This window comes from Croceibacterium selenioxidans (assembly GCF_018599195.1).
Taxonomy (GTDB): domain Bacteria; phylum Pseudomonadota; class Alphaproteobacteria; order Sphingomonadales; family Sphingomonadaceae; genus Croceibacterium_A; species Croceibacterium_A selenioxidans.
In genome coordinates this window covers 1,405,766-1,432,340 of record NZ_JAHFVK010000001.1, presented here as the reverse complement: position 1 = coordinate 1,432,340, position 26,575 = coordinate 1,405,766, and the positions used below count along the sequence as shown (strand labels likewise).

The window sequence follows — 26,575 nt, the reverse complement described above, 5'->3', positions numbered from 1 at the left end:
TAGACTGCAAGAACGGAAGAGTCAGCGATGCATGCCTATCGTACCCACAATTGTGCCGGACTAGACGCCGGAAATGTCGGGGAAACCGTGCGCCTGTCGGGCTGGGTACATCGCAAGCGCGACCACGGCGGCGTGCTGTTCGTCGATTTGCGCGACCATTATGGAATCACCCAGATCGTCACCGACGCGGATTCGCCGGCGCTTGAAGTGCTCGACGGTTTGCGTGCCGAAAGCGTCGTCACCATCGACGGCACGGTCAAGGCTCGGGCCGAAGGCACCGCCAATCCGAACCTGCCCACGGGCGCGATCGAGGTCTATGCCCGTGCAGTGACCGTGCAAAGCCGGGCGGAGGAACTGCCGCTGCCGGTCGCCGGTGAGCAGGACTATCCGGAGGAAATCCGCCTCAAGTACCGTTTCGTCGATTTGCGTCGCGAATCGATGCACCGGAACATCATGTTGCGCAGCCAGGTGATCGCCAGCCTGCGCCGCCGCATGATCGAGCAGGGCTTCAACGAATTCCAGACGCCGATTCTCGGCGCTTCGAGCCCCGAAGGCGCGCGCGACTACCTGGTCCCGAGCCGTCTGCATCCGGGCACCTTCTATGCGCTCCCGCAGGCGCCGCAGATGTTCAAGCAACTGCTGATGGTCGCCGGGTTCGACCGCTACTTCCAGATCGCGCCCTGTTTCCGTGACGAAGACTTGCGCGCGGACCGGTCGCCGGAGTTCTATCAGCTCGATTTCGAGATGAGCTTCGTTACGCAGGACGACGTCTTCAACGCGATCGAGCCGGTCCTGGCCGGTGTGTTCGCCGAGTTCGCGAACGGCAAGAGCGTGACGCCTGCCGGTGAATTCCCGCGCATTCCCTATCGCGAGTCGATGCTTAAGTACGGCACCGACAAACCGGACCTGCGCAATCCGCTGATCATCACCGACGTCTCCAGGCATTTCGAGCAGTCGGGCTTCGGCCTGTTCGAGAAGATCGTCGGGTCGGGCGGCGTCGTGCGCGCTATCCCGGCGCCGGGGACGGCGGAAAAGAGCCGCAAGTTCTTCGACGACATGAACGACTGGGCACGCCGTGAAGGCTTCGCCGGCCTGGGTTATGTCACTCGCAAGAGTGGCGAGTTCGGCGGACCGATTGCCAAGAATCACGGACCCGAGAACATGGAAAAGCTCTACGCCGAGCTGGGCCTCGGCGCGGATGACGGTCTGTTCTTCGCGGCCGGCAAGGAAAAGGACGCGGTAAAGCTGGCCGGTGCGGCGCGCACACGTGTCGGCGAAGAGCTCGGCCTGATCGAGCAGGGCTGCTTCAAGTTCTGCTGGATCGTCGACTTCCCGATGTTCGAGTACGACGAAGAGCAGAAGAAGGTCGACTTCAGCCATAACCCGTTCTCGATGCCGCAGGGCGAGCTCGAGGCGTTGGAGTCGCAGGATCCGCTCTCGATCCTCGCCTGGCAGTACGACATCGTCTGCAACGGCTATGAACTCAGTTCGGGCGCGATCCGGAACCACCGTCCGGAAATCATGTACAAGGCGTTCGAGATCGCCGGATATTCGCAGGCCGAGGTCGACGCGAATTTTTCCGGCATGATCGAGGCGTTCAAGCTAGGCGCTCCGCCGCACGGCGGCTCGGCGCCGGGTATCGACCGCATCGTCATGTTGCTCGCCGACGAGCCGAACATCCGCGAAGTCATCGCTTTCCCGCTCAACCAGCGGGCGCAGGACCTGATGATGGGGGCGCCGAGCCCAGTCAGCACGCGTCAGTTGCGTGACGTGCACATTCGTCTCGCGGAGCCGCCGAAGGCCGCTCCGACGGAAGCCGCGAGCGCGGAAGGCTGATCCAGTCCCCTCACGCGAGGGGGAGGGAACGCCTCGAAAGGGCTGTCAAAAGTCGGAATCGATCAACACAGAGTTAGGGGAACTGAACGCCGGGCACTTGCCAGTGCCCGCGCCGTTCATTAGGGCGACAGGAAATTCCAACCCTGCATAGTTCGAGAGGGCATTACATGAGCGACACCGCCGATCGCGTGAAGAAGATCGTTGTCGAGCATCTTGGCGTCGAAGAAGACAAGGTCACGCCGGACGCGAGCTTCATCGACGATCTGGGCGCAGACAGCCTCGACATCGTCGAGCTCGTCATGGCCTTCGAAGAAGAGTTTGGGGTCGAGATCCCGGACGACGCTGCCGAGAAGATCAATACGGTTGGCGACGCCAACAAGTATATCGAAGAGCACAAGGGATAATTACCATCCCTGCCGTCGTGAGCCCTGAGGTTTTCAAGGGGCGCGCGGCGCAACCCTAACGGGTTCGACAGGCTCAGCCCGCACAGGGGTTGGGCCTGTTGCATTTTATGGCGGAAGTTCCGCACGGTTTTCGGAGATTAGTTATGCGTCGAGTGGTCGTAACCGGATTGGGGCTAGTCACCCCTCTTGGCAGCGATGTCGAGACGACCTGGGCGAACATTCTCGCCGGGAAGAGCGGTGCGGGACGGATCACGCACTTCGATGCGTCCGAGTACAAGTGTCAGATCGCCTGCGAAGTGAAGCCGAAGGACCACGAATACGGCTTCGATCCCGACAAGCGTGTGGATCACAAGGTCCAGCGTCAGGTTGACCCGTTCATCGTCTACGGCCTCGACGCCGCGGGCCAGGCTATCGAGGACGCCGGACTGTTGGACATGGACGAGGCCACGCGCTTGCGGGCCGGCGTTTCGATCGGCTCGGGCATCGGTGGTCTTCCGGGAATCGAAAGCGAGAGCCTGCTGCTGGCCGAGAAGGGGCCGGGCCGGGTCAGCCCGCATTTCGTCCACGGCCGCCTGATCAACCTCATCTCCGGCCAGGTTAGCATCAAGTATGGCCTCAAAGGCCCCAACCACGCAGTCGTCACCGCCTGTTCCACGGGGGCGCATTCCATCGGCGACGCGGCCCGCATGATCCGCGACGACGACGCGGACATCATGCTGGCGGGCGGGGCGGAAGCGACCATCTGCCCGATCGGCATCGCCGGTTTCGCCCAGGCGCGTGCGCTCAATATGTCCTATAACGACCGCCCGGAGCAGGCGAGCCGTCCCTATGACCGCGACCGCGACGGCTTCGTCATGGGCGAGGGCGCGGGCGTGGTCGTGCTCGAGGAATATGAGCATGCCAAGGCTCGCGGGGCGAAGATCTACGCCGAAGTGGTCGGCTATGGACTTTCGGGCGATGCCTATCACGTGACCGCGCCTGATCCGGAGATGGACGGCGCTTTCCGCTCCATGAGCGCGGCGCTGAAGAAGGCGGGCATGACCCCGGCGGACATCGATTACATCAACGCGCACGGCACCTCGACCATGGCCGACACCATCGAACTGGGCGCGGTCAAGCGTCTGTTCGGGCCGGAGATGGCGAACGTTTCGATGAGCTCGACGAAATCCGCCATTGGCCACTTGCTCGGTGGCGCGGGCGCGGTCGAATCGATCTTCTGCATCCTCTCCATCCGTGACCAGATCGTCCCGCCCACGCTCAATCTCGATAATCCCGACGAAGGCACCGAAGGCGCCGATCTTGTCCCGCATGTCGCCAAGAAACGCACCGTACGCGCAGCGCTCAACAACAGCTTCGGTTTCGGCGGCACGAATGCCAGCCTCATAGTGAAACGCGTCGACTAGCGCGGACGATGAACCGCAAAGGTTGTCTGGTCGCCGTTATCCTCGGCGCGTTGCTGGTTGGAATTGCCTCCGCTTCGACATGGGGATGGTGGGGCGCGTCGAAGATCGATGAGGACACGACGTTCGTGGTCCCCGCGGGTTCGTCGCTCACCTCCGTCGCCGCGAAGCTCGAAGAGGAAAACCTGATCGCTTCGAGCGAGTCCTTCCTCCTCTGGGCGAAGTTCCTCGGCAGCGGCGATCCGATCAAGGCCGGCGAATTCCTGCTGCCCGCAGGGGCGAGCGGGGCGGACATCCTAGACACGTTTCAGCACGGTGAAGTGATCCGCCGCTACGTCACGGTCCCCGAGGGCATGCCTTCGATCCTGGTGTACGAAAGGCTGATGGGCGAGTCTTTGCTGACCGGCGCGATCCCCGTTCCGGAGGAAGGCTCCGTCCTTCCCGAGAGTTATGACTTCGAACGCGGAGAGGCCAGGACAGCGGTACTGGCCCGGATGCAGAAGGCCATGCGCGACACCGTGGCCGAGTTGTGGCCCAAGCGCGCGCCGGGCATCGCGGTCAAGACGCCCGAAGAGGCTGTCATTCTCGCCTCGATCGTTGAAAAGGAAACCGGCAAGGATAGCGAGCGCCGCATGGTGGCCGGGCTCTACTCCAATCGCCTGAGACAGGGGATGATGCTGCAGGCGGACCCCACGATCATCTATCCGATCACCAAGGGCAAGCCGCTCGGGCGACGGATCCGGCAGTCCGAGATATCCGACGTGAACGACTATAACACTTACTCGATGGTCGGCTTGCCGAAGGGGCCGATCACCAACCCCGGACGCGCTTCGATCGAGGCCGTGCTCAATCCGGCGGATACCGATGCGCTGTTCATGGTTGCGGATGGCACCGGCGGTCACGCTTTCGCCAGCACCTTGGCCGAACACAACGCCAATGTGGCCAAGTGGTTCGCCATCCGTCGCGCCCGCGGGGAGATGTAGCGACGCCGCCGTTCGAGCCAGCCCGCGGTGCGCCTCTGATCGTTACGGCGGTCCTGCCAGGCGACCTGCAGGCGTTAGCGGACAAGCTACGCCGGCAGCACTACCCGCCGGATCGTAACAGGGTGCCCGCCCACGTCACGCTGTTCCATTCTCTGCCGCCCTCTAGTGCAGAGGAAGTGCGGGAGCTCCTGAAAGAGAGGGCACGCCACAGCCGGTCGCCGCAGGCCAGGTTATCGGGTGTGTCGAGGCTCGTCGGCGGGACGGCGCTCGAAATCACCTCCCCGCAAATGCAGTCGTTGCGGGAAGACCTCTCGGAACGGTTGCATGGGCTGCTAAGTGCGCAGGATTTGGGCGTCCCGAAACTCCACATCACGATCCAAAACAAGGTGACGTCTGCGGAAGCGAGGACGCTTCAGACGAGGTTGGAAAGCGAGTTCAGCCCGCGAGATTTCACCTTTGCGGGCCTCGCGCTCCACGCCTGGCGAGGCGGTCCCTGGCAACTCCTGAAATCTTGGTCATTCCGCGGTTGACCGCGCCGCAGGTCGGCCCTAAATGCGCCGCCTTGCCGCGGTTCAACCGCGACCGAAGGCCCTTGGGGCGGAGTAGCTCAGCCGGTTAGAGCAGCGGAATCATAATCCGCGTGTCGGGGGTTCGAGTCCCTCCTCCGCTACCACCTTATTCAGCGTCTTCCGTGATCGAACCCCAGGCACTTATGCGGCGGTTCCTTTCAGCCATGCGCGGCTCAGCCACCCGCGGCCTCTTTCAGCAATCCTGATCAAGGGTCGCGATGCCCGTGGGGCTTGGCGTGCCCGCCGTGACGGAGAAAGGCTTCATCGAGTTCGGCTTGCAGCCGCTCTCCTTCCTGGCCGCCGACGAACTTCATGAGGGCATCGATCTTGGCTTCGAGGCGATCGTCGTTCTCCTTCGATGATGGTGAGCCGATGTAGAGAAAGTAGGCGAGCCCCACGACCTGCCAGAGCAGCTGCAGAAACTCCGATTGCCAGTTCTCGAAAGTGTCGCGGCCCATGACCGTGAGATATTCGGAGATCACGGGGTCCTGGCTGTGCTGGCGGGCTTCGTCGACAAATGCCAGCCACCCGAACCACCAATGTAGGGCAAACGACCCGGCGAAGAAGGCCAGTGTTAGCCACGCGTAGGCATATTTCCCCAGAACGCCGTACTTGGCCGCCTTGCTCTCGGTGCTGGCCATCGCTCAGACCCGGACAGCCGCAAGGGTAAGGTTTTCAGACATCTGCATAACTCCTCTCTTCCCTCTCCCCAAATGGGAGAAGGGCAACAGCGTTCCAGCGGGTTGGGGGTTATGGCGCCGGGAGGCGGTTGCGATTGAGCCAGTGTCCGCTCAGGCGGGTGTAGAAAACGGGCATTCCCCCCTCCCGCTCTCTAGGTGGCGACGTGCAGGTCTGACGGTGCCTGGGTCCGGGGGAGATCGTCTTTGAACTGCGCATCCTGTTTGATGCGGAGGATCTTTCCTTCGATTTCCTGCACGAAACGGGCGTGGACGGCACGCAGATGTTCATCGTCTTCTGCCTCTGCCCGCGCGCGTTCTTCGGCCAGGCGTTTCTCGTAATAGCGAATGTCCTCTTCGCTCATCGCACCTCTCCTACTTACCTGGTTTCCTTCCTTCGTCTTGGGTCTTGCGTACGTGAGTGGCCTTGTGGGCCGATGCCGCGAAGCGGCATCTCAGCAACTGACGGGCGGCCCGAACGGAGCCAAATTTAACGTCCATCAACAGGGCTGGCGGCCGTTGAATTGTCGGCCCAGTGACAAGGATGACGGGGCCAAGTTGGGGTGCCTTGAAAAGCCCGCGTTCGCTCCCCACATTCGCTTCGGACGCAAAGCTCCGTACTCATTTCGGATTCGTCCTCACCCCCAAATCGATCAACGCGCAGGCACTCTGCCGACCTTCGATTCAGCTAGGGGTCCATCGATAGACATAAGAATTGGCGGCATCAGGCCGCCCACCAGGATATAATGACAAATCAGACTATCGGCGCGCTCAGAAGCGCCAGAACCGCCCCGGCCCTAGTCGGGGCATACCGCCCGAGGGCCCATGCCCGTAACCGGCCCATCTCAAACATTCCGGTCGAGGAGTTGCGACGCCTCGTTGCCGATATGGTGGACTAGCCACTCGCCGGCGAGTGGTTTGCGTGTGGCCGCATCGGGTTGGGGGGAGCGAAAACACTTTCCTACAAGCCCGCGCCTGCTTCATTGTGGCGACGGCTCTTTGATTTTGTGGGTTTCTCCTCCTTCGCGAACTGACGCAAAGTGTAAACTTGCGGGGGCGGCTTGGACGCGGAAGGTGACACCCTTCGCTGTAAGTTGACGCAAAATTTGGCGGTTTTCCGCGGAAAAACCGCAAGTTGGCACTATGGCGCAAACGCCGCGCCACAGTGTCACCCCGTCACCCTTAAAGTGTCGACCTGACGCACCGCTGGCGCGTCAGAACATCGGACGGCCGCAGTTGTAGGCCGGAACCGCTCCCTTTCCGGAACCATAGATCCCGTAATAGCGAAGGTCGTCCTGGGCGAGGAAGTTGAGATATTCCTCGATGTTCGGATAGCCATCGCCGTCGGGGTCCGCATTGGCGTCCCAGACGTTGGGGTTGGTGTTCCTGTACTTCTGCTCCCACTCGTCAGGCATGCCGTCGTTGTCGCGATCTGGCTTTGCCGCTCCGGTGGAAGTCAGCATTGCATATCCGCCCGAGGTGGCGACGGTCGACGTCCAGTTGCTCTGGAACAAGTAAGGGCTCTTGTCGCAGGTTCGAAGGTCGTCGATGTAGTAAGCGTCGACGTTGTCCCGGCACGATCCGTCGCGACACCGCTCGGCACCGGCAAAGGCCATGACGTCGAGCATGGCCTGCATCGGCGTCCCGATCATCCATGATTCCGATTGCAAAGCGCCAACGCCCGGCGCGGTGGCGGCCGCTGTGCTTTGAACCACGTTCATTCCGCTAATGGAGCAGTTCTGCAGTCCCGCTGCGGTCAAACCGCAGGCTGATGCGGGGGTGGCCGTCGAATGGAAACCTGCGGCGTTCCGGTGAGGGTCGGTAACGGTCTGGCCGAACTGGCCTGCCACCCGCGTGCGCGGCGTCACATTATCCTTCATGTAGATATTGAAACCGTACTTGTTGCGCGCTGCGGCCGTATAGAGGGCCGCGAGGTAGTTTCCGTCCGATGCATTATAGCGCGGACCGCGGAAGTAGACGTTGCCGATATAGTTTACGAAGGGGCTGCCGAATTGGTTCGATACGAGTCCCCCTTCCGCGATGAAGTCGTACAAGACGTTGTTGAAGATATCGGCCTGGGCGAACCCACCTACTTTTTCGGGGTACGTTCCAGGAGCGATATTAATGCCTCTCTGCTCGCCATGTTGGCTGAGGTTATAGGCCAGAGTGACATTGCCGGCCGGCTTGAGGAAGAACGTCTTGCAATGGAGTGCTGATGAATGTCCTGAATTGCGGCAGATGTTCGGACCGATGATCGACCATTGCACAGTACAGTTGAAGCAATCAGCCTCGAGGCTTTCGTCCGTCCCGAACATGGTCGAGACGTGGTCCAGAATCTGGTAATTCGTGGCGTTGAGGCGGATGGAATCGCCATTGTCGGACTTGCGGGTCGGGTGCTCGCCCAGTCTGGTCCTGACGTGCCGCAGGATCATGTTGTCACCGCCGCGCCTGGTGTCGATCAAGGAGTCGACGGGAGAGTAGTTCGCGCCGAGCCTGAACTCGATCCCTCCCGGTGAGGTCTGACCTGCGATGTAGATCTTAGGTACTGTGATCTGGGCTTGTTTCTGGAGAATGATCGCACCGGAGACGTCGAACACGCAGTAACGGGGTCGGCCAGCCGGTATCGCGTAAGGCGTCGTGACCGCCAGGGCCAAGGCGCATTCCCGATAGGTTATCTTGCCGTCGGCGGGGCCGGCTGTGTCTTCCAGCGAGTTTATCTTGTAGACCACGGCGTTGCTGGCTCTAACACTGGTGGAGCGGCCAAAACCAATGGCGGTAGGAAAGGCGATCGGGTGCTTGGCCCGATCGGGGATCGCTCCGTCATCGGGATTTGTGAACGCGCTCACTTTCCCGGTCGTTGGCGTAGGTGCCGCCGCGGCGGTGGTGACGACAGCTGCCGGCGTTGCCGATGCAGCCTGCGATGTCTTGCTCATCACCGCACTTCCTGAGCCGCTCCCGTCGCAGGCAGAAAGTGACAGAAGTGCGCTCGCGGAAGCGAGTAGCCGAATTTGGATGCGGCCCATGATTGAATAAATCCCAACAAAGCCAATGGACAGACAATGTGAATTGGGACTCGCCGCACTTATCTATCGCAGCGATCACTCTACCCGTTCTTTTCTTGCCAAAGCGGGCGCTATCAGCACAACATGTTTCAGCGAAAAGTAGACGAACCGTGGTCTAATTTGGCTGGAATGAGGATTTGTGAGGCGCGAAATTCCGGTCTGATTTGGTAGTCGGCGACCAGTCGGGACCGTAAACAACATACAATCTATCTGTTTTATTTTATTTTTTCCAGATTTCGCCACAATTGCACAGAAGATGTGCGGAAGCGCTATCGAACGAGCCCGATAGGTTAGGAAGGCGGCTTGGACTCGCCAGTTTCGCCCCAATGCACGGGCTATGACAGGCGAGCGACACGCTGCGCTGGCGCAACAGCTCAGAACATCGGGCGACCGCAATTATACGCGGGGAGCGCACCCGTGCCGGAGCCGTAGATGCCGCGATATCGCAAGTCGTCCTGAGCGAGGAAGTTGAGGTATTCCTCGATATTCGGATAGCCATCTCCGTCAAGGTCGGCGTTGGCGTCCCAGATGTCCGGATTCGTGTTGTTGTATTTCTGCTCCCACTCGTCTGGCATGCCGTCGTTGTCGCGATCGGGCTTGGCTCCTCCGGTGGAAATGAGGTTGGCCCAACCGCCGGAAGCCGCGACTGTCGAGGTCCAGTCGGTTTGCATCAGGTATGGGCTGGCGTCGCACGTGCGAACGTCGTTGAGGTAGAGGCTGTCGACATTGTCCCGGCATGATCCATCGCGGCACCGCTCCGCTCCGGCGTAAGCCAGCACATCCCGCATGGCCTGCATCGGCGTCCCGATCATCCAGGACTCATATTGCAGGCCATTGACGTTCGGCGCCGTGGTGTAGGCGATGTTTTGCACGACGCTCAAGCCGCTGAGCGCGCAGTTCTTCGTCCCCGTCGCAGTTACCCCGCAAACTTCAGCTGGATTCGCAGTGGAGTGGAAGCCGGCTCCGTTTTGGAATGGATCAGTGACAGTTTGGCCAAACTGGCCCGCGACCCGCGTACGAGGCGTGACATTGTCCTTCATGTAGACACTGTAGCCAAAGTCATATTGCGCGCCGTCGGTGTAGAAAGCGGCCAGGTAGTTTCCGTCTGAAGCGTTGTATCTTGGGCCGCGCAAATAAACGTTGCCTATATAGTTGGCATAGGGGCTACCAAACTGGTTCGACAGCAAACCCCCCTCGGCCACAAAGTGATAGAGCACGTTGTTGAAGATGTCTGCCTGAGCGTAGCTGCCGGCGCCTTGGGGATAGGTCCCGGGGGCAATGTTGATGCCGCGCTGTTCACCATGCTGGCTAAGATTGTAAGCGATCGTTACGTTGCCCGCAGGCTTCAGAAAGAATGTCTTGCAATGGAGCGCGGCCGTATGCCCTGAGTTGCGGCAGATATTCGGACCGATAATGGACCATTGAATTGTGCAATTGAAGCAATCGGCCTCAAGGCTCTCGTCAGTTCCATACATGGTCGAGACATGGTCGAGTATTTGATTGCTCGTCGCATTTAGCCGGATGGGATCGCCATTGTCCGAGGTTCGGTTCGGGTGTTCGCCCAGACGGGTCCTGACGTGCCTCAGGATCATGTTGTCACCGCCGCGCCTAGTATCGATGAGGGAATCGACCGGATCGTAGTTCGCCCCGAGTCGAAACTCGATCCCACCCGGCGAAGTCTGGCCCGCGATGTAGATCTTGGGTGTGGTGATCTGGGCCGGCGACTGGAGAATGATCGCTCCCGATACGTCGAAAACACAGTAACGGGGGCGGCCCGCGGGTATCGAGTAAGGTGATGTAACAGCCAAAGCGAGCGCACACTCGCGATAGGTTATCTTGCCGTCGCCAGGGACGGCAGAATCCTCGAGGGAGTTGATCTTGTAGACCACGGCGTTGCTGGCACGCACGCTGGTGACACGACCGAACCCAATCGCCGTTGGGAAAGCGATCGGGTGCTTCGAGCGATCGGGGATCGCCCCGTCATCCGGATCTGTGAACGCGCCCACGTTTCCTGCGCTCGGCGTCGGCGTTGGCGTGGAGGTCGGGGTTGGGGAGGGGGCTGGTGTGGGCGACGGCGTTGCCGTGGGAGTAGGCGAGGGCGCAGGGGTCGGGCTCGGACTTGGAGTGGGTGACGGAGCGGAAGTGGGGGCCGGAGTAGGAGTGGGCGCTGGTGTTCCGCCCGACCCTCCCTCGCAAGCCGATAGGGTCAGAAGAATAAGGCTCGCAGACGCCAAGAGCCCCCCGCCGTACCTGTGCATACGCGAACAAATCCCCCAACAAAACCAATGGATAAGATAAAATGTGCTGAGGGAGCGTTGCAATAAACTTACTGCAACGACGACCCGTCGCATGCTTATTGCCAAATCAGGTGGGGAGCGCACAACACGGTCAAGCCGAAAGGAGACGAGCCGTGGTTCATTTTGGTCAAGCGGACGAATTATCAACTGCTTGGATTTGATGGTTTCGACTGAAATTCCGAATTAATTACTCTTTTCAAGATATTATATTGGTGAAAGCTGGGCTGGTTTCGGCGAGCGCCGACGCGATAGCGACACTACTCTCGGGCTGTGCCGAGTCGCGAAAGCCGGTCAGGTCTTCCGGGCTATTTCTCTTACGAGAACGAAGGCTTCGGCTGCGCGAAGATGAACCGCGGCTCCACGAATGCGCGCAAGGGATTCTATGGCTTCGATTGAGCGTTCGTCCGGGAACGGGCGAACCTGGCTGGCGAAGGCTGCGAACGCCCTGACCTTCGTCTCCAAGGTATCGGAGATATCGATAAAGACGTTAGGCACGAACGCAGGTGTGACTGGCGCCGCGTACCAGTTCGTTTCGGATAGCGTTTCGTAACAGAATATCCGGGATGGCGCCTTGTCGTGCCGCGGGCGGGCGGCAACCATGGAAGCGAGAAATATCAGCTGATGATCGCCGTGGATGTCTCCGACGAAGGGAAGGAAGAGGGTGTCTGGAGCGACATCTTTCACAAGTTGTTCCAGCTTCGCGTTGAGCTGGGAAGCGGGCACCTGGTCCAGCGCGGCGGCGGGTAAGTCGAGGACGTGGGTTTGCGAGACGCGCACGATTTCATGAGCGCTCGTCATCTCGCGCCTGACCTGGGCGACACTCTCTTCCGAAAATGCGGGCGGGTAGCCCTGGGTCGTGACCGCAACGTGGACCTCTTGCCCCTCGGCTGAGAGCCGGGCGATGGTTCCGCCACAACCAAGTATCTCATCGTCGGGATGAGGCGCTATCACCAGCACGCGCCCGAAATGCTTCAGGTCGCTCATCGGTCAGCGTCCCAATATCGCATGGATGCGCAGCAGTGACGGACCCTCAAGTTCCCAATCATCGACTTTGAGTAATCCATCTCCGGTTTGAATTACAAACGATCGCTCGTCACACTGCACGATCTGCCCTGGCAAGGCATGGTGACGTCCGTCGCCGGAAACCGGGACCGTGTTCCAAAGGGTGAGCTTCTCGTCTCCGAGGTAACTGAAAGCGCCCGGATACGGGCGGCCCACCGCCCGCACCAGACGATCGATCTCTCTGGCACCGGAGGCCCAGGAAATGAGCCCCTCCGCGGGCGTCCGCTTCGCTGCGTAGGTCGCGTAGCGCTCGTCCTGCGGAATCCTTGGCTGCAGTCCATCGGCGAGTTGCGGAAGCACTCGTGCCAGCATCGTGTCGAGCGCCCTCATGTGACGGTCATAGAGGCTCGCTGCCGTCTCGTCCTGCGCAACATGGAAGAATTCTTGTGCAATCAGATCGCCGTCATCGGTCCCTTCGCCCAACCAAAAGAGACTCCCCGCAGTGATCTTTTCTTCGAGCAGAATGGTCCACGGTATCACGGCCCTTCCTCGCAGCCGAGGAAGGGCGGCGGGATGGTAACCCACAACTCGACCGGGATTCAGCGCGAGAAATTCTGGCCCGCAAAGCTGTGACCAGCCGACCACGAAGATGTAGTCGGCGGCTGCTCGTCGCACCGCGCCAAGAGTCTGTTCGTCATTGGTACGGGCCGTGAAGTGCAGCGCAGCTCCAGCTGTCTTCGTGAGTTCGGCCAGGTCAACGATATCCGAATGCCGACCGTGCAATTCGGTAGGAACGGTAACCACCAGCACCAAGTCCCAATCCGGACTGGCGATCAGGCTGTTGATCAGGACCTCCGTGCTGCCGACGGCACCCACCACTACCGCACGCACGTCAGGCTACCCTTGCCGGAAACGCGGGAAGCCTGGGTACGCAGTCAGCTTGCTGCACGGGCAGGTCTGTCGAGTTTGCCGGATTGCGGTTTGGCCAACGCGGGCGCCCCAAGCGATGATCGTCTTGCGGTGGCTAGCCTGGCCGTATTCTCGTAGCCAAAGGGTGACTCGAGATCCATTTCGTTGAGCAGGAGGCGATTGACCTTCCTGACGTCATAGACCTCCTCGGCCAGTTCCCTTGAGCGCCGGCCCATTTCCTCGACCAGTGCGGGCCGGTTCACGAAACGGGCCATGGCTTCGGCAAGTGCTTGTGAATCACGCGGCGGAACGAGAAAACCATTGTCTCCCTGCACGATGGGGTCGCGGCATCCCGGCATGTCGGTCGTGATGACCGGGCGCCCCATGGCCATGGCCTCAAGAATGGTGCGAGGCAGCCCCTCTCGATAGTAGGACGGAAGTACGAAAACCGACGCGCCTGAAAGGTAGGGGCGGATATCGTTGGTGCCGGGAATGAAGCGAACCGGATACCGTTGAGCCAATTTCTCGCAATCCGCCACCGTAAGTCCCGTGGGATTTTCGGAATCGAGGTGGCCAAGAATGCTGAAGCTGCATTTCGGATGATCGGCGCTCACTCGCTGCGCGGCCTCCGCGAACTCATAGATCCCTTTGTCGCGCATGAGCCTGGCGATCAAAATAAAGGATATCTGCGATTGCGGGGGCGGGGCGAACGCGAAATGATCGATGTCCACCCCTGACCCCGGAACCTGGATCACGTTCTGCTCGGGCGAAATTATCCCCAAGCGAAGCATGTCTTCGCGATCGTTGGCATTGAAGACGAAGATGGCGCGCGCCCAACGGACGGCTTCTCGATAGAGTTTGGCGACGATCAGCCTGAAGACGGTGTCTACCTGCCCCGACGAGCCAAAGACGTGGCCAAGACCCGACATGAGCGCGTAAAACCGCGGGATGCACAGGATACGGGCGGCAAGTCCCCCGTACACTATCGGTTTCTGTGTATAGGCAAGGACCAGGTCCGGCCTCTCGCGGATCATGAGCCAGAGATAGTTCGACAACAGCCAAAGATCGCTGAATGGGTTTTTCCCGGCTCGCTGCATTGGGATGACACGGAAATCGATTCCGTCCGCCGCAAGCTTTTCCCTGACCTCCGGATTATCGTCCGGCGCCACGGCAATGACCTTGTGCCCATTGCGCCGCATGTCCGCGAGGAGAGCCCCGCGGAAATTCGTCAACGAATAGGCCAGGCTCGATAAGATTAGTGTTTTCACGAGGTTGTACCGTGCTCTACTCGGGTCACGGTCAAGCGAGCCGGTTTTCCGGCACCCCCGTTCACCCAGACCAAGTGGAAGCCGTATAGTTGGCTTGACGATGCCGATCGGCAACCCGGTCATCGGTTTGATAACCCTTAGGATAGGATGGCCGTGCCAAATGGGTGCTGTGGAACGCGCTCAATAGCGAAGAGAGCTAGGGGAGCAGATCAGGCATCCCAAAGGCTATGTGCTTGCCATTATGGCTGATGGCTAATTGCACCTGTGTCTGTTGGCGGCCGATAGATTATCGCTGCTCCATTCTAAGTCCCAATTGTTCTGTTCTTCTGGCGATCGATCGATCGGGGGCGAGAGGAAGGGCGCACCACCCATGACAAATGTCATTGCCGGGCACGAAGGGGAATTGGCCTCTCATCCGCAGGTGCAGGACCAACGGATCACGCTTATCGGCCAGAAGGCCGGTCCTCCGCGGCGCCCGTTTAGCGTCAGGCGCGCGACGCGAACCCTGGCTCTTGTCATGGTCGATTACCTCGCCGTTGTCTTCGGACTGGTAATCATGGCCAGTCAGTCGAACTCTCCGGACGTAGCGCGCGTGATGACGCAATGGTGGATAGCGCTGCCATTCGGATCGATTGTGGTCGGCGTACTCTACGTCTCCGGGATTTATCGTCGCAGTTGGCGCTACTACGGCTTCTGGCATGCGCTTACTCTGGTTGGCGTGCTGATTGTCGGATTGGGGCTTGCCTGGGCAGGATCCTTTGCGATCCCCGTCGTTCGCGCTCTCGGCCGTGGTGTCGTGCCATTGGCCTTCGATCACATGATGTTCACCACCGCGGCGCTTATGGCTCTGCGTGCGTCCCGCAGAATTGTCCGCGAGTGGCTGTCGGGTGCCGGACCGAGCGTTGCTCTCAGGAGCAACGCGGACGGCACAAGATGGGCGATCCTGGTGGGTTCGCCGCAGTGGGCCTTGTCCGTCATTCAGCTACTCCGCGCTGAAGAGGAACCCTCGTTCCGTATTGCCGGGGTGCTTTTACCTTCGATCAGCGACACCCTTAACCGTCTTGCCGGTGTCCCGGTGCTCGGCAGTCATGACATGCTGGTGGAAGTGGTCGCCGCCCTTGAGCAGCGCGATCAACGCCCATCCCTCGTGATTGCCTGTGATGACGGTACCCATTTGAGCCATCGAGAAATGGCTCGATTGTCGCACCGGGCCCGTCAACTGGGTCTCGATCTGTCGCGGATCCGCGATTGCTGGAGCCATATTCTTCAATCCCCCAGTACCTCGGGCCCTGGAGAGATCTCGGTCAAAAAGCTTCTGGGCCGCAACGAATACGAAATGGATGGCGAGCTGATCTCTCGGGAGGTCGGAGGCAACCGCGTACTGGTTACCGGTGCCGGAGGAACCATCGGTGGTGAACTCTGCTGGCAGCTCGCCAGCTTCCGGCCCTCGAAACTGATCCTGCTCGAGCACAGTGAGTATCAGCTCTACACGATCGAGATGCGTCTGCGTGAAGCGTATCCGGACGTCGAAATCCACGCGGAACTATGCAGCGTATACGACCAGGACGAGGTGCGCCGGGTCTTCGCCAAGCACCGTCCCGATATCGTCTACCATGCTGCGGCGCTGAAGCACGTGCCCATTGTCGAGATGAACCCGTGCGCCGGTGTGCAGACCAACATCATCGGCACGAAGACCATCGCCGACGCTGTCTGCGAGTTTTCCGCCAAGGCGATGATCCAGATATCGACTGACAAGGCCGTCAATCCCGTGGGCATGATGGGGGCGACCAAGAGGGTCGGTGAACTGTATTGCCAGGCACTGGATATGTGCGGAGCGGACGACGAGGAAGCGCCGCGTTTCATGACCGTGCGGTTTGGCAACGTCCTGGGATCGAGCGGATCGGTCGTGCCGCTCTTCAGGCGTCAGCTCGAAGAAGGAAAGCCGCTCACCGTAACGCATCCGGACATTGAGCGCTTCTTCATGACGGTTCGCGAGGCTGTCCAACTGATTTTGCAGAGCAGCTCAAGTTCGCTGAATTACGAAACGCCGAGAGGCACCATCTTTGTCCTAGACATGGGCAATCCCGTAAAGATCGTGGACCTCGCCTGCCGAATGATCCGGCTTTACGGCCTCGAGCCGGAAACCGACGTTCCCATAGAATTTGTGGGTGTTCGACCGGGAGAGAAACTGTTCGAGGAACTGTTCGACAACTGTGAAGAGCAAGTCGAGTCAGGCATCAAGGGCATTTTCGAGGCGCTGTCGCAGCCCATTCCACTTCCCTTCATCACCAAGAGCATCGACCGCCTGGCGCGGGCAGTTGCTCAAGGAGACCAGGCGGAAGCGCGGACGATCACCCACAATCTCACGAAGATCCCCGCCAGCGGGGCGACTTTCGACATCTTTACTGCGCCGGCGGGCGGCCGCTCGCCCAACTCGAATGAGAAGGCGATCCCCCTATGAAGGAAGCGAGCGCTGCTCATTTCCGTTCGGAACTCCCGTCGGACTTCGTCGATGATCTGCCGGCGGCAGATGAGGCGTCGCCGCCGGTCCGAAGCAAGTGGCCGCGCTACGAGGACGATGACATCGAGGCTGTCGCCGAAGTATTGCGAACCGGCCAGGTGAACAGCCTTGTTCACGGCAAACAGAACGCTCTCTTCGCGCGCGAGTTTGCGAGCTACATCGGTATGGAGCACGCCTTTTGCGTGGCCAACGGGACCGTCTCGCTCGAACTGGCTCTGCGTGCGCTGGACGTCGGACCCGGAGACGAGGTCATCGTCCCAGCGCGCAGCTTCTTTGCAACAGCGAGCTGTGTACTGGCTTCGGGCGCGATGCCGGTCTTTGCCGACGTCTTGCCCGAGAGCCAGAATATCGACCCGATTTCGGTCGAGCGTCTGATTGGCGCGCGAACGAGGGCCATTATCTGCGTCCATTTGGCCGGTTGGCCTTGCGACATGCGTGCCCTCGTGGGGTTGGCTGAGAAATACGGACTGTTCCTGATCGAGGATTGCGCCCAGGCCCACGGCGCCGAGATCGATGGGCGTCGGGTCGGTTCCTTCGGCGACATTTCCTCGTTTTCCTTCTGCACCGACAAGATCATGTCGACGGGGGGGGAGGGGGGCATGGTTCTGTTCAAGGACCGCCGGCACCATGACATCGCCTGGTCATACAAAGATCATGGCAAGAACCCTGCGAAGCTTTCCGACGGAAAGGGCATTCCAGGAGAGTTTCGGTACATTCACGATGGGCCGGGTTCGAATTACCGTCTGACGGAGATGCAGGCTGCGATTGGCAGGCGGCAATTGCGGCGTTTGCCGGGCTGGCTCGAATGCCGCACCCGTAACGTCGCGGTCCTCACGGAAGCGTTGGGAGACCATCCTGGACTGATGGTGTTCCAGCCCCCGGCATCGGTACGCAGCGCCTGGTACAAGTTCTATGTTCAGCTGCGCGACCGTCCAGACGAGCCAGTCGAGCAAACCCGTGCCCGCATAATCGGCAAGCTGACGGCCAGCGGCATTCCTGTTGCCACCGGCTCCTGTCCCGACATGAGTAAGGAGCAGGCCTTTGCGGGACTACCGATCCGGAGGGATGGCGCACTGAGTTCGGCAGCGGAACTCGCCGGACGCACTCTCATGTTCCCAGTCGATCACACGCTCGACGAAAGCGACATGACCCGGATCGCCAACAGCCTGGTAGAGGCCATGGCATGACAACGCATTCGATTGGCAGCGACTGGCACCCGGAATTCATCGTGATCGGCGCCGCGAAGGCGGCCACGACCTGGATTCAAATGCAACTGCAGGCGAATCCGGTGATCTTCATGCCTGATCCCGAACCGCACTACTTCAGTCGCGAATTCGGGCAGGGCGAAGCCTTCTATGCGAGCTTCTTTTCCGGGAGGCCTGCAGACGGCGCCCTGATCGGCGAAAAGTCGGCCGACTACTTGTCGTACGATCAAGCGCCAGCGCGCATAGCCGCCATGCTGCCAAAGGTGAGGCTGGTCGTCCAACTGCGCGATCCGGTGGAACGGGCCTATTCCGACTACAAGATGCTTTTCCGTCGAGGCACTGTGCGGGGGCAGCCTGAAGAATACCTCAGCTCGCTGGATAATCCCCAACCTCGCTTCCTTAACGACGGCCTGTATGGAAAGCACCTTTCGCGCTGGCTCGACCATTTCGAACGAGAGCAGCTGTTTGCCTTTCGTTTCGAAGATGTGGCGCGCGATCCCGAACAAGTGGTGCGATTGACCTCTGAGCATATCGGCGCGCCGGTTCTCTTCGATCCAGGGCTGGCCAACAAGCACGAGAACAGCAGCAAGTCGCCGTTGCTTCCGCTACCCCTACGCAAGGCTCTGGCGCCGCTGAAGGACACCGTCAGGCCGGTTCGGGGCACTCGCCTGTTCGAAGGCGCGCGATCGCTCCTGGCGAGGCAGGTGGCCTATCCGCCCCTGAGGCCAGATCTGCGTGAACGGCTGACCGAATTCTATCAGAAGGACATCGATCTGGCCGAAAAATTGCTCGGCCTGGATCTTTCGCACTGGAAGGTTCCGGCATCCGAGATTGCCGCCTGAAAGGAATGGTGCGATAACCCCTTGGTATTAGAGGCATAGCCAACCGAACCTGTCGGCTGGAAGAAAGAGGGTGGGGCTACTCGCCATCGTAGAAGGCGACACGCGGCCTGAAAACGCTAGGTTTTCAGATGCCGGAATCCGTAAAAAGCGTTCGGGAAACCGTCACAATGATGATGGAGGTGAGAATGAACTCCTGGAGGAAATCGCTCCTTGTCTTCGCCCAGGTACTCCTTGCGGCGATGGTGCTTCAGGGGTGCAGCTCTGGCCTTAAAGGCATTCCTGAGATGCCGGCGGACGCCGCCGAATACCGCGCCGGTGCCGGCGACAAGATTCGGATCGCGGTGCAGGACCTGACGGCCGCAGACGGAGAGTACGAAGTCGACGATAGCGGTTCGATCTCGCTCCCGCTGGTCAAGGCCATCCCGGTCGACGGCCTGACGCTTCGAGAGATCGAAAGCAAAGTCGAGGCCGCCTATCTCCAGGCCGGGATTCTCAATCAACCGGTCGTCAGCGTGCAGCCTGTCGAGCTTCGTCCGTTCTATGTGATGGGCGAGGTCAATCAGCCGGGCGAATTCAAGTACCGGCAGGGAATGACCGTTCTCGCCGCGCTTTCTGCCGCTGGCGGCTACACTTACCGGGCCAAGACGGGCGAAGTGGCGATCACCCGCACGATCCAGGGTCAAGAAGTCACCACGCGAGCCGATGAAGACACCCGTATATTGCCAGGTGACAGAATTCGAGTTCTCGAGCGCTGGTTCTGACCGTGAAGTTGCGCCTTTCGATCATCTTGTTGTGCAACTGCGCCGCCTATGCCGCGCTACCGGCCCACGCCCAAACCATGGTGCAGACAGCGCCTGCGGTGCGGGGCGATGATCCGGAGTACCGCGTTAGCCCGACGACCATTGGCGGGTTGGCCGTGGCGGTCGGCAGCGAGATTCATATTGGCTACGATGACAACATCTATGCCATTCCGGCCGACCCCATTGCGGACGAGATCGCCCAGGTCGACGTCAGGGTCGACGCGAGTCACCGGTCGGGTCCATTCGATTTGAACTTGCACGGCGTGTACGGGGCCCGTCGGTACTTTACCTACCGTACCGAGAACGCCGACACCTATCGCCTCGCAAGCGATCTGTCATGGCGGCCCTCCGAGGCTGACGCCCTTCGCCTGAACGTCGGATATGAGCGAGCGATCGAAGATCGTGGGGATCCCGAAGCCCGCGACATCAGGGCGATAGGGCCACGCGAAATCGACGTCGCCACTGCGATAGCCGGATATCGCCGGACTTCCGGCACGCTGCTTCTGGATATCGAGGGATCCGCCATCAAGAACGACGCGGTGTCGATCATCGACGCGGATCGCGATTTTACGTCCTACTCGGGAAGAGCGACGGCGGGCTATCGGATCGGTGGTTCCACGTTTGCCACGGCGACGGGCTTTATAACCGCGCGTGACTTTCGCCTGGATACCTCTCCTGCCGGTTTGCTGAGAAACTCAACTACTTATGGCGGACGGGTAGGCATCGAGGTGACGCCCGGCGGCGTCCTTGAAGGCAATCTTTCGATCGGTGTCTTCAAGTTCGAGCCGGACGAACCTACGAGCGACAGTCACACGGGTCTTTCGGCCGCCGGACAGCTCGTCTACCGGCCCACACAACGGGCCGCGATTATTCTGGATGCCTTCAATGGCGACGTGGTCACCTTCCGAAACGGCGCGAGCGGGAGGACCGATACAAGCGTGCAACTCACCTGGCAGCACGAAATCCGCCACAATCTCTACTCCAATGTCGGCGCTGCCTATCGCCAAAGCAAGTACCGGGGCAGCGGTGTGACCGAAGAAACGGTCCAGGGCCGTTTCGAGCTCGAGTATCTCATCAACCGCAATTTTTCCGCGGTCGCAGACGCATCCTTTGGCAAGCGCACCAGCGACCTGCCCTTCGACGAGTTTGAGCGGTTTCGTGGCGGGGTGGGCGTTCGCTTACAAATCTAATGTTCGGCGAGATTGAGGTAGATTCCCTCGATCGACTGGACGTGGCGTTCTTGCGAGAACTCGTCGGCAGCTCTGACCCTAGCGCGGGCAATCATCTGCGCCATCTGTTCAGGATTATCCAGCAGGTCGCGAGCCTTGCGGGCCATGTCAGCCGGATCGTCACCCTCGCAAAGGACGCCGCAGGCGTTTGCGAGCGCTTCCGGGTTTCCGCCAGAATTCGTTGCCACGACCGGTGTGCCTACAAGCATGGCTTCGACCAGGGTCCGTCCCAAGGGCTCGTCGATCGCGGGAACGAGGAGCAGATCGCACCCCGCCAGCCAATCGTGCCCCGGCGTTCGATACCCCATGAGCTGGACCCGGGCATTGGCCGGAAGCTGCGCGATCTTAGCGCTCATCGCATTCAGGATCCCCTCTTCGAGCGCTTCGCCGAACATGACCCCGGCCACCGGACCATTCGTCAGTCGAGCTAGCTCTCCGACAGCTTCGACGAATTTGATCGGTCGCTTGCGTTCGATGAAGGACCCGAAATAGCCGCATAGGACCGTATTCGGATCCAATTCCAGTTCGTCGACGATCTTCGCTCGGGACGCGGGTCGATCGAACGAGATGGAGCTGTCGAACGGGCTGTGGACCACCCGGGCCGTTCGGGCGGCCCCTATGATTCCGCCGGGTAGCGCAAACGACGACACGGCGACAATCTGGTCAGCGAGCAGCGGAGCGACGTAGCGAATACCGCGCGCAGTGGGATCGCCGCGATGATGCCAGACCAGGGGAACGCCGGCCAGCTTCGCGGCCAGGGCCCAGCTAGCATGGGTGCGGCCATCGTTCGTATGGACAATATCCACCTTGTGGCTCTTCAGAAATCGCGCGCGTTTCGCAATCGCCGGGAAGGTCCGCAGCCAATTCAAAAGCCCGAACTGTCGGCCGGCAACGAACGATGTGCGGGGCGGTGCCGGATCGGCGAGTTGCCGAAATCCCCCATAGTGCAACGCCAGGCGGCCGTCGGTGATTTCGGGAACGATCAGGACCTTGAACCGAGAGGTATCGAGACGGTCGAGGAGCCCGCGCAAGGAGACATGGCTGCCGCCGATGGTATCGCCTGCCAAGGGATAGCAGACGGTGAGCTGGCCGCGTTGAGTTCTCGAAAATTCGCTACCGCTTGGCTCTGCCGCGGCAGGTTGGTCAAAAGTCGATGGCCGGGCACTCAAGGAGCGAGTTGCTTTTCGCGATACGCGAGGAATTCTTCGAGGTTCGAAGTTCCGTTGCCGTTGGAGTCCTTCCACGCGTCGTTTGTCGTCGGGTCAGCGCCTGCAGTGCGTTCCCAGCCATCGTCCATGCCGTCGTTGTCCTGGTCCGGATAGGGTTCGCCCGGAGCGATGGTTGGAATAATCCGGGTCATGGCGCCGATGCGTCCGGATCGATTCTTGACGTCGTCGACAACCTGTCCGTCGATCTCATCGCGCGGCCAGGCACCGGCCTGTGCGAGCACGGCATCATAGGCCTCATCGACCGTCTGAGGATGGACCGTGAGCGGGCAGGGCGAAGTCGCGCTCAGCGCTTCTCGCGCATTGGGACCGAGGTGGATAAAGGAACCGAAGAACCGATTGTCCCACAGATAGATCGTCGCCTGGCCCAGTGATTCTGTGCGATCGTTCTGGATGCCTACCGTTTCGGAATGCGTATTCCGGCCGGCGATATAGGTGTTTCCAACGATCGAAATCGGTGTGCCGCCTTCGCTTTCCCAGACCTCGGTAAACTCCGACTGGCCATTGTAGAACACATTGTTGACCACCTCGACACAGGATCGAACCGGGAAGTTCGCGTCCGGATTACGATCGCCGTTGTGTGCGCAGATATTACCGATGAAACTCACATTCTGACGGTTTGTCGGGTCGCTCGCGAGCAGGGCGCATTTGTCGTGAGGCGGAATTCCGAGAGCGAAGATCGAATTGCTGATCGTCAGATCGTCATTGTCCGCATAGCCGTTGATCAGTTCGTCTCGCGCCCAGGTGGCGCTGACATGATCGATGATCACGCGGCTGCTGTTCTCGATCGTGATTCCGTCTTCGGACTCGCGATTCTCTCCGAAGATGTTCGGCCTCACCCGGATGTGCTGCACGATGACGTCGTGGGTCCCCTTGAGGACCAATGGCGTGCGGCCGTTCGGACCTCCCGCGTGAGCCAGGGTTATCCCGCCGCCTGGGGCCGTCTGCCCGGCGATGGTCAAATAGGGCTCGCGAATGATAGGCGGGCGGTCGGTGAACCGGATGACACCGCTCACCCGGAACACGCAAACGCGCGGTCCGGTCGCCATGACGCAGGCTCTAAACGAACCCGGCCCGCTGTCGTCCAGAGTAGTGACGGGAATGATGCGTCCGCCGCGCCCGCCCACGCTCACGGCGCCGTAACCCACGGCTCCCGGAAAGGCGGGGGTGTCCGTCACGGACTTGAACGTAGGAGGTTTTGGTTCCTGAGAAGCGTCAGCGCCTGCGGAGTTCGAACAACCAAAGCAAAGGAACGTAAGCGCGCTGACGGGAATCCATGCCAGTTTGGCGATGCGAGTGTGGACTGGGGCGCGCTTCATCCATTCGTCTCCCAGGAGGTTCCAGCTCTTGTAGTTCTAATGCCCGCCAAGGCGCCGAATGGGCGTGAATAACTGAGCGGAATCTTCAACATACCTGGGCTGCGAAGATACGAACGGCGCGGTTATACCGAAAGCTATCATTTCGAGATGCCGCGGGACCATGGCCTTGACCTTTAGGGTACCAACAATGCGTAGCTGGTCTGGCCATTCTTGAATTTGCGCAAGGAGGGCCCGCGCGCCATCATCCGGGCATGCAAGTCGCGAGAGGACGACATCCCGTTGCGGAACGCGGCCCGCTTGATCCGGCGCCTTCGCGGCCGGTTCGCGACCGCTATGATCCCTACCGTACATCGATGGCCAATCGGCTCATCGTCATTGCCGCCTGCTTCTTCCTGCCTTGGCAATTGGTGCGACTGCCCCAGAACAATCTGAGCGTCTCCGACATCTTGTTCGCTTCGGCCTGCGTCATTCTCCTCCTGTCCGGCAAGCTCCGTGTCGACGTCTTTGGAAAGCTGACGCTCTTCTGGATCGGAGGCCTGGCGCTGATGCTAGGAGCCTTGTTGGTCAGTTCACTCGTCAGCGGCGACCCGGACCGCTGGATGCCGGTGGCCGCGCAGTACCTCTTTGCGCTCCTGGTCATACCGATGGTCCTTCGCAGCTGCGATCGATTGACACTGCAGACGGCGGTAACGGCCTTTGTCGTTGCCGTCGCCATTTCCCAGCTCATCGGACTGCTGATCATTCAGTTCCTAACTTACGACCAGATCGCGCCATATGTCGGCCAGACCGTCCTGTCGGGCAACGGCCGGCTCGGGACATTGACGGGCGAGCCGAATTCGAATGGCGCTGTGTGCGTTTACGCCCTGATAATGTTGCTTCACTGCACGATGGATCGCCGGATGCCGATCCGCGTAGCTGTCGTGTGCGGCGGATTGATTATCGCCGGTCTCATAGCCAGCGCCAGCTTTTCGGCGGTGGCGTCCGGGGTTCTGGCGATTTCGCTTTTTCTGGTGCTCGGGAGGTTTGCGAACTTTGTCCGGTTCGCCGTGCCCATGGCCCTTTTTGCGGTGGCCTATGTCTGGGCGGGCGGACCCTTGCCCAAACCGTTCGAAGAACGCGTGGTGGCCGCGATCGCCACCGGTGACATGGACAAAGCCGGGACTTTCACCGGCAGAACGCATCTTGTTGCCGAGGCCTGGCAGATGGCAAACGACAACATGCTGATCGGGCTGGGCACCGATCGGTATCGTGAAGTGAACCCGGAGGGCCTGCCGGTTCACAATCTGCACCTCCTGGTCCTGAACGAGGGCGGGGCCGTTGCCAGCCTGGGGCTGAGCGCAATGCTGATCAGCATGGGTCTTACGAGCCTCTTGATCTGGCGGAACCATCGGCTGGATGGGGCGGCTTGCGCAGCCATCACCTTGGCCTTCCTGTTCTATACGATGTCGATCCCGCACATGTTCGCGCGCATTTGGATCGGCCCTGCGCTCATCGTCTTCGCGCTCGCGTTTGCGAGATATGAACGCGCAACTCGACTGGATAGTTCGCTCATGGTGGGCAGCCGGTCGGCCAGGGATGCGCAGCGCGCGACGGAATAAGCACCATGGCCGCCACCCGATCGACCGCGAAGAATTCGCTTAGCGCTCTGCATCCAAGAGAGCTGGCGCGAAGCCTGTCTGCTTCGCTGAACCAGAACGCCCTCCTGAGGAGCCGCATCGGCAGCGTGTTTCATCTGCTGACCGGAAATTTCGGTGTAGCGATTACGATGTTGGCCAGCACCGCCGTCGCGGCTCGTACGCTCGGGGCTGCCGACTTCGGGGCCCTTGCGCTAATTCTCGCACTGGGCCGCGTCTGCGAACGGCTGGTGAGGTTTGAATCCTGGCAACCGCTGATCCGCTTCGTGGCTGCCGAGGAGAACGCCGCCGATCCCCAGCGGCTGTCGCAACTTTACGCTTACGGCTTGCTGCTCGACGTCTGCAGCGCGTTCCTCGCCGCCGTCATGTGCGTCGTCACCGGATGGCTCGCGGCAAGCCATGTCGGCCTCACTCCCGATCAAGGCAAGCTGGTCGCGGTCTATGCTGCCGCGATTGCGATCAATTTCCGGGGTATGGCCAGTGCCGCGCTTCGAATGTCGGGCAAATTTCGCACCATTGCCTATATCCAGTTTGTCGGTGGCCTGACCCGGCTCGCGCTGGCGCTCCTTGTGTACCTGACGGGCGGCAGCCTGCTTGAATTCATCGCCGCCTGGACCTTCGCACAGGCGCTGGACTCCCTTGTGTTCAACTGGATCGGGTTGCGCACCTTGGCGCAGAACGGAATACCCAGTCCGTTCAAGGCAAGCTGGCGCAAACTGTCCGACAAGTTCCCCGGCTTCCTCGGCTTTGCCTTCTCCACCAATCTCTCGTCGGCCCTGCGTACCCTGACCCATGAAGCGGACACTTTGCTCGTCGGGTTCTTCGCAGGCCCGGCCGCGGCGGGCCTTTATTTTCTGTCACGCAGGGTGGCGAAGATTGCCCAGCAAGGTGGCGACCTAATCCAGACGGTGGCCTATCCCGACATGGCGCGGATGTGGACCGGCAAGGGAATTGCCAATCTCGCCCAGACCGTCAAATGGCTGCAGATCATCCTTGCAGTGGGTGCGACGGTCGCGATCACCTTGTGTTGGTTTGCGGGTGAGTGGGCACTGCATCTCGTGTTCGGCCCGGACTTCGTCGACGCGTTTCCGATGCTGCTCGCGCAATTGCTTGCCGTTGCGCTGGTGCTGCACGCGGCGCCTTCACGCTCAGCCCTGCTCGCGATGAACCGCCCGACTTACGTTCTCGCTGTCGCTGCCGCCGCAACGGTGATCTTCTTTGCGACTGCACTGGCAGCTTTGCCGAGCCTCGGCGCGGTCGGGGTGAACCTCGCCCATATCGCATTTGGCCTCTTTACCGCCGTCTCGCTCGACGTCGCGATGTGGCGAGGGCTGGGCCGAGTTCGCGCTGAAATGGCCGAGGAGCGACTGGAAGAGGGCAAGGCATGAACGA

Annotated in this window: 21 protein-coding genes and 1 tRNA gene; 13 read left to right on the top strand and 9 right to left on the bottom strand. The window is 60.6% G+C overall.

From position 1 onward, the window contains the following. Window positions 1-27 precede the first annotated feature (27 nt). From aspS to KK137_RS06920, 6 genes are all read left to right on the top strand, one after another. Window positions 28-1,836, top strand: coding sequence for an aspartate--tRNA ligase (aspS, locus tag KK137_RS06945; RefSeq protein ID WP_214535423.1), 1,809 nt, complete (start codon window positions 28-30; stop codon window positions 1,834-1,836). A gap of 167 nt (window positions 1,837-2,003) precedes the next feature. After that, window positions 2,004-2,240, top strand: a complete 237-nt coding sequence (locus KK137_RS06940) for an acyl carrier protein (RefSeq protein ID WP_039094202.1) — start codon at window positions 2,004-2,006, stop codon at window positions 2,238-2,240. Window positions 2,241-2,383: 143 nt separating this feature from the next. Continuing rightward, a complete protein-coding gene (fabF, locus tag KK137_RS06935; protein ID WP_214535422.1) occupies window positions 2,384-3,643 on the top strand; it encodes a beta-ketoacyl-ACP synthase II in 1,260 nt (419 codons plus the stop codon). Window positions 3,644-3,651: 8 nt separating this feature from the next. Next, on the top strand, window positions 3,652-4,623 hold the full coding sequence (mltG, locus tag KK137_RS06930) for an endolytic transglycosylase MltG (protein ID WP_214535421.1): 972 nt from the start codon (window positions 3,652-3,654) through the stop codon (window positions 4,621-4,623). Further along, entirely contained in the window at window positions 4,587-5,153 is a 567-nt protein-coding gene (locus tag KK137_RS06925) for a 2'-5' RNA ligase family protein (RefSeq protein WP_214535420.1), read from the top strand. The genes mltG and KK137_RS06925 overlap by 37 nt, the downstream gene beginning before the upstream one ends. Window positions 5,154-5,219: 66 nt before the next feature. After that, window positions 5,220-5,296 (top strand) — tRNA-Met (locus KK137_RS06920). A 102-nt stretch (window positions 5,297-5,398) separates the two neighbouring features. Here KK137_RS06920 and KK137_RS06915 read toward each other — a convergent pair. From KK137_RS06915 to KK137_RS06885, 7 genes are all read right to left on the bottom strand, one after another. Continuing rightward, window positions 5,399-5,833, bottom strand: a complete 435-nt coding sequence (locus tag KK137_RS06915) for a DUF6766 family protein (RefSeq protein ID WP_250893610.1) — start codon at window positions 5,831-5,833, stop codon at window positions 5,399-5,401. Between the two features lie 191 nt (window positions 5,834-6,024). After that, window positions 6,025-6,234: a hypothetical protein gene (locus tag KK137_RS06910; RefSeq protein ID WP_214535419.1), complete on the bottom strand. Its 210-nt coding sequence runs from the start codon at window positions 6,232-6,234 to the stop codon at window positions 6,025-6,027. An 849-nt stretch (window positions 6,235-7,083) separates the two neighbouring features. Then, entirely contained in the window at window positions 7,084-8,802 is a 1,719-nt protein-coding gene (locus KK137_RS06905) for a hypothetical protein (RefSeq protein WP_214535418.1), read from the bottom strand. A gap of 503 nt (window positions 8,803-9,305) precedes the next feature. Beyond that, a complete protein-coding gene (locus KK137_RS06900; RefSeq protein WP_214535417.1) occupies window positions 9,306-10,937 on the bottom strand; it encodes a hypothetical protein in 1,632 nt (543 codons plus the stop codon). A 582-nt stretch (window positions 10,938-11,519) separates the two neighbouring features. Continuing rightward, window positions 11,520-12,212, bottom strand: a complete 693-nt coding sequence (locus KK137_RS06895; RefSeq protein ID WP_214535416.1) for a PIG-L deacetylase family protein — start codon at window positions 12,210-12,212, stop codon at window positions 11,520-11,522. A gap of 3 nt (window positions 12,213-12,215) precedes the next feature. Continuing rightward, window positions 12,216-13,121, bottom strand: a complete 906-nt coding sequence (locus tag KK137_RS06890; protein ID WP_214535415.1) for a methionyl-tRNA formyltransferase — start codon at window positions 13,119-13,121, stop codon at window positions 12,216-12,218. 44 nt (window positions 13,122-13,165) lie between these two features. Continuing rightward, window positions 13,166-14,530, bottom strand: a complete 1,365-nt coding sequence (locus KK137_RS06885) for a glycosyltransferase family 4 protein (protein WP_214535414.1) — start codon at window positions 14,528-14,530, stop codon at window positions 13,166-13,168. A gap of 394 nt (window positions 14,531-14,924) precedes the next feature. Between KK137_RS06885 and KK137_RS06880 the strand changes: the two genes are divergently transcribed. The 5 genes from KK137_RS06880 (at window position 14,925) to KK137_RS06860 (ending at window position 20,965) form a co-directional block, all read left to right on the top strand. Then, on the top strand, window positions 14,925-16,868 hold the full coding sequence (locus KK137_RS06880) for a polysaccharide biosynthesis protein (protein WP_214535413.1): 1,944 nt from the start codon (window positions 14,925-14,927) through the stop codon (window positions 16,866-16,868). Continuing rightward, complete coding sequence (locus KK137_RS06875) at window positions 16,865-18,115, top strand: DegT/DnrJ/EryC1/StrS family aminotransferase (RefSeq protein WP_214535412.1); 1,251 nt, start codon at window positions 16,865-16,867, stop codon at window positions 18,113-18,115. The genes KK137_RS06880 and KK137_RS06875 overlap by 4 nt, the downstream gene beginning before the upstream one ends. Then, on the top strand, window positions 18,112-18,975 hold the full coding sequence (locus tag KK137_RS06870) for a sulfotransferase family protein (RefSeq protein WP_250893609.1): 864 nt from the start codon (window positions 18,112-18,114) through the stop codon (window positions 18,973-18,975). The genes KK137_RS06875 and KK137_RS06870 overlap by 4 nt, the downstream gene beginning before the upstream one ends. A 185-nt stretch (window positions 18,976-19,160) precedes the next feature. Continuing rightward, a complete protein-coding gene (locus KK137_RS06865; protein WP_250893608.1) occupies window positions 19,161-19,736 on the top strand; it encodes a polysaccharide biosynthesis/export family protein in 576 nt (191 codons plus the stop codon). 2 nt (window positions 19,737-19,738) lie between these two features. After that, window positions 19,739-20,965: an outer membrane beta-barrel protein gene (locus KK137_RS06860; protein WP_214535411.1), complete on the top strand. Its 1,227-nt coding sequence runs from the start codon at window positions 19,739-19,741 to the stop codon at window positions 20,963-20,965. Here KK137_RS06860 and KK137_RS06855 read toward each other — a convergent pair. Next, window positions 20,962-22,071, bottom strand: a complete 1,110-nt coding sequence (locus KK137_RS06855) for a glycosyltransferase family 4 protein (protein ID WP_214535410.1) — start codon at window positions 22,069-22,071, stop codon at window positions 20,962-20,964. The genes KK137_RS06860 and KK137_RS06855 overlap by 4 nt on opposite strands. 98 nt (window positions 22,072-22,169) lie before the next feature. Then, on the bottom strand, window positions 22,170-23,408 hold the full coding sequence (locus tag KK137_RS06850) for a pectate lyase family protein (RefSeq protein ID WP_338027995.1): 1,239 nt from the start codon (window positions 23,406-23,408) through the stop codon (window positions 22,170-22,172). 392 nt (window positions 23,409-23,800) lie between these two features. On the opposite strand from KK137_RS06850, the gene KK137_RS06845 reads away from it, so the two are divergent. Both KK137_RS06845 and KK137_RS06840 read left to right on the top strand, forming a co-directional pair. Beyond that, complete coding sequence (locus tag KK137_RS06845) at window positions 23,801-25,147, top strand: O-antigen ligase family protein (protein WP_214535409.1); 1,347 nt, start codon at window positions 23,801-23,803, stop codon at window positions 25,145-25,147. A gap of 5 nt (window positions 25,148-25,152) precedes the next feature. Further along, window positions 25,153-26,571 carry a lipopolysaccharide biosynthesis protein gene (locus tag KK137_RS06840; RefSeq protein ID WP_214535408.1) on the top strand — a complete coding sequence of 473 codons (1,419 nt, stop codon included), beginning with the start codon at window positions 25,153-25,155 and terminating at the stop codon, window positions 26,569-26,571. The last annotated feature ends 4 nt before the right edge of the window (window positions 26,572-26,575 follow it).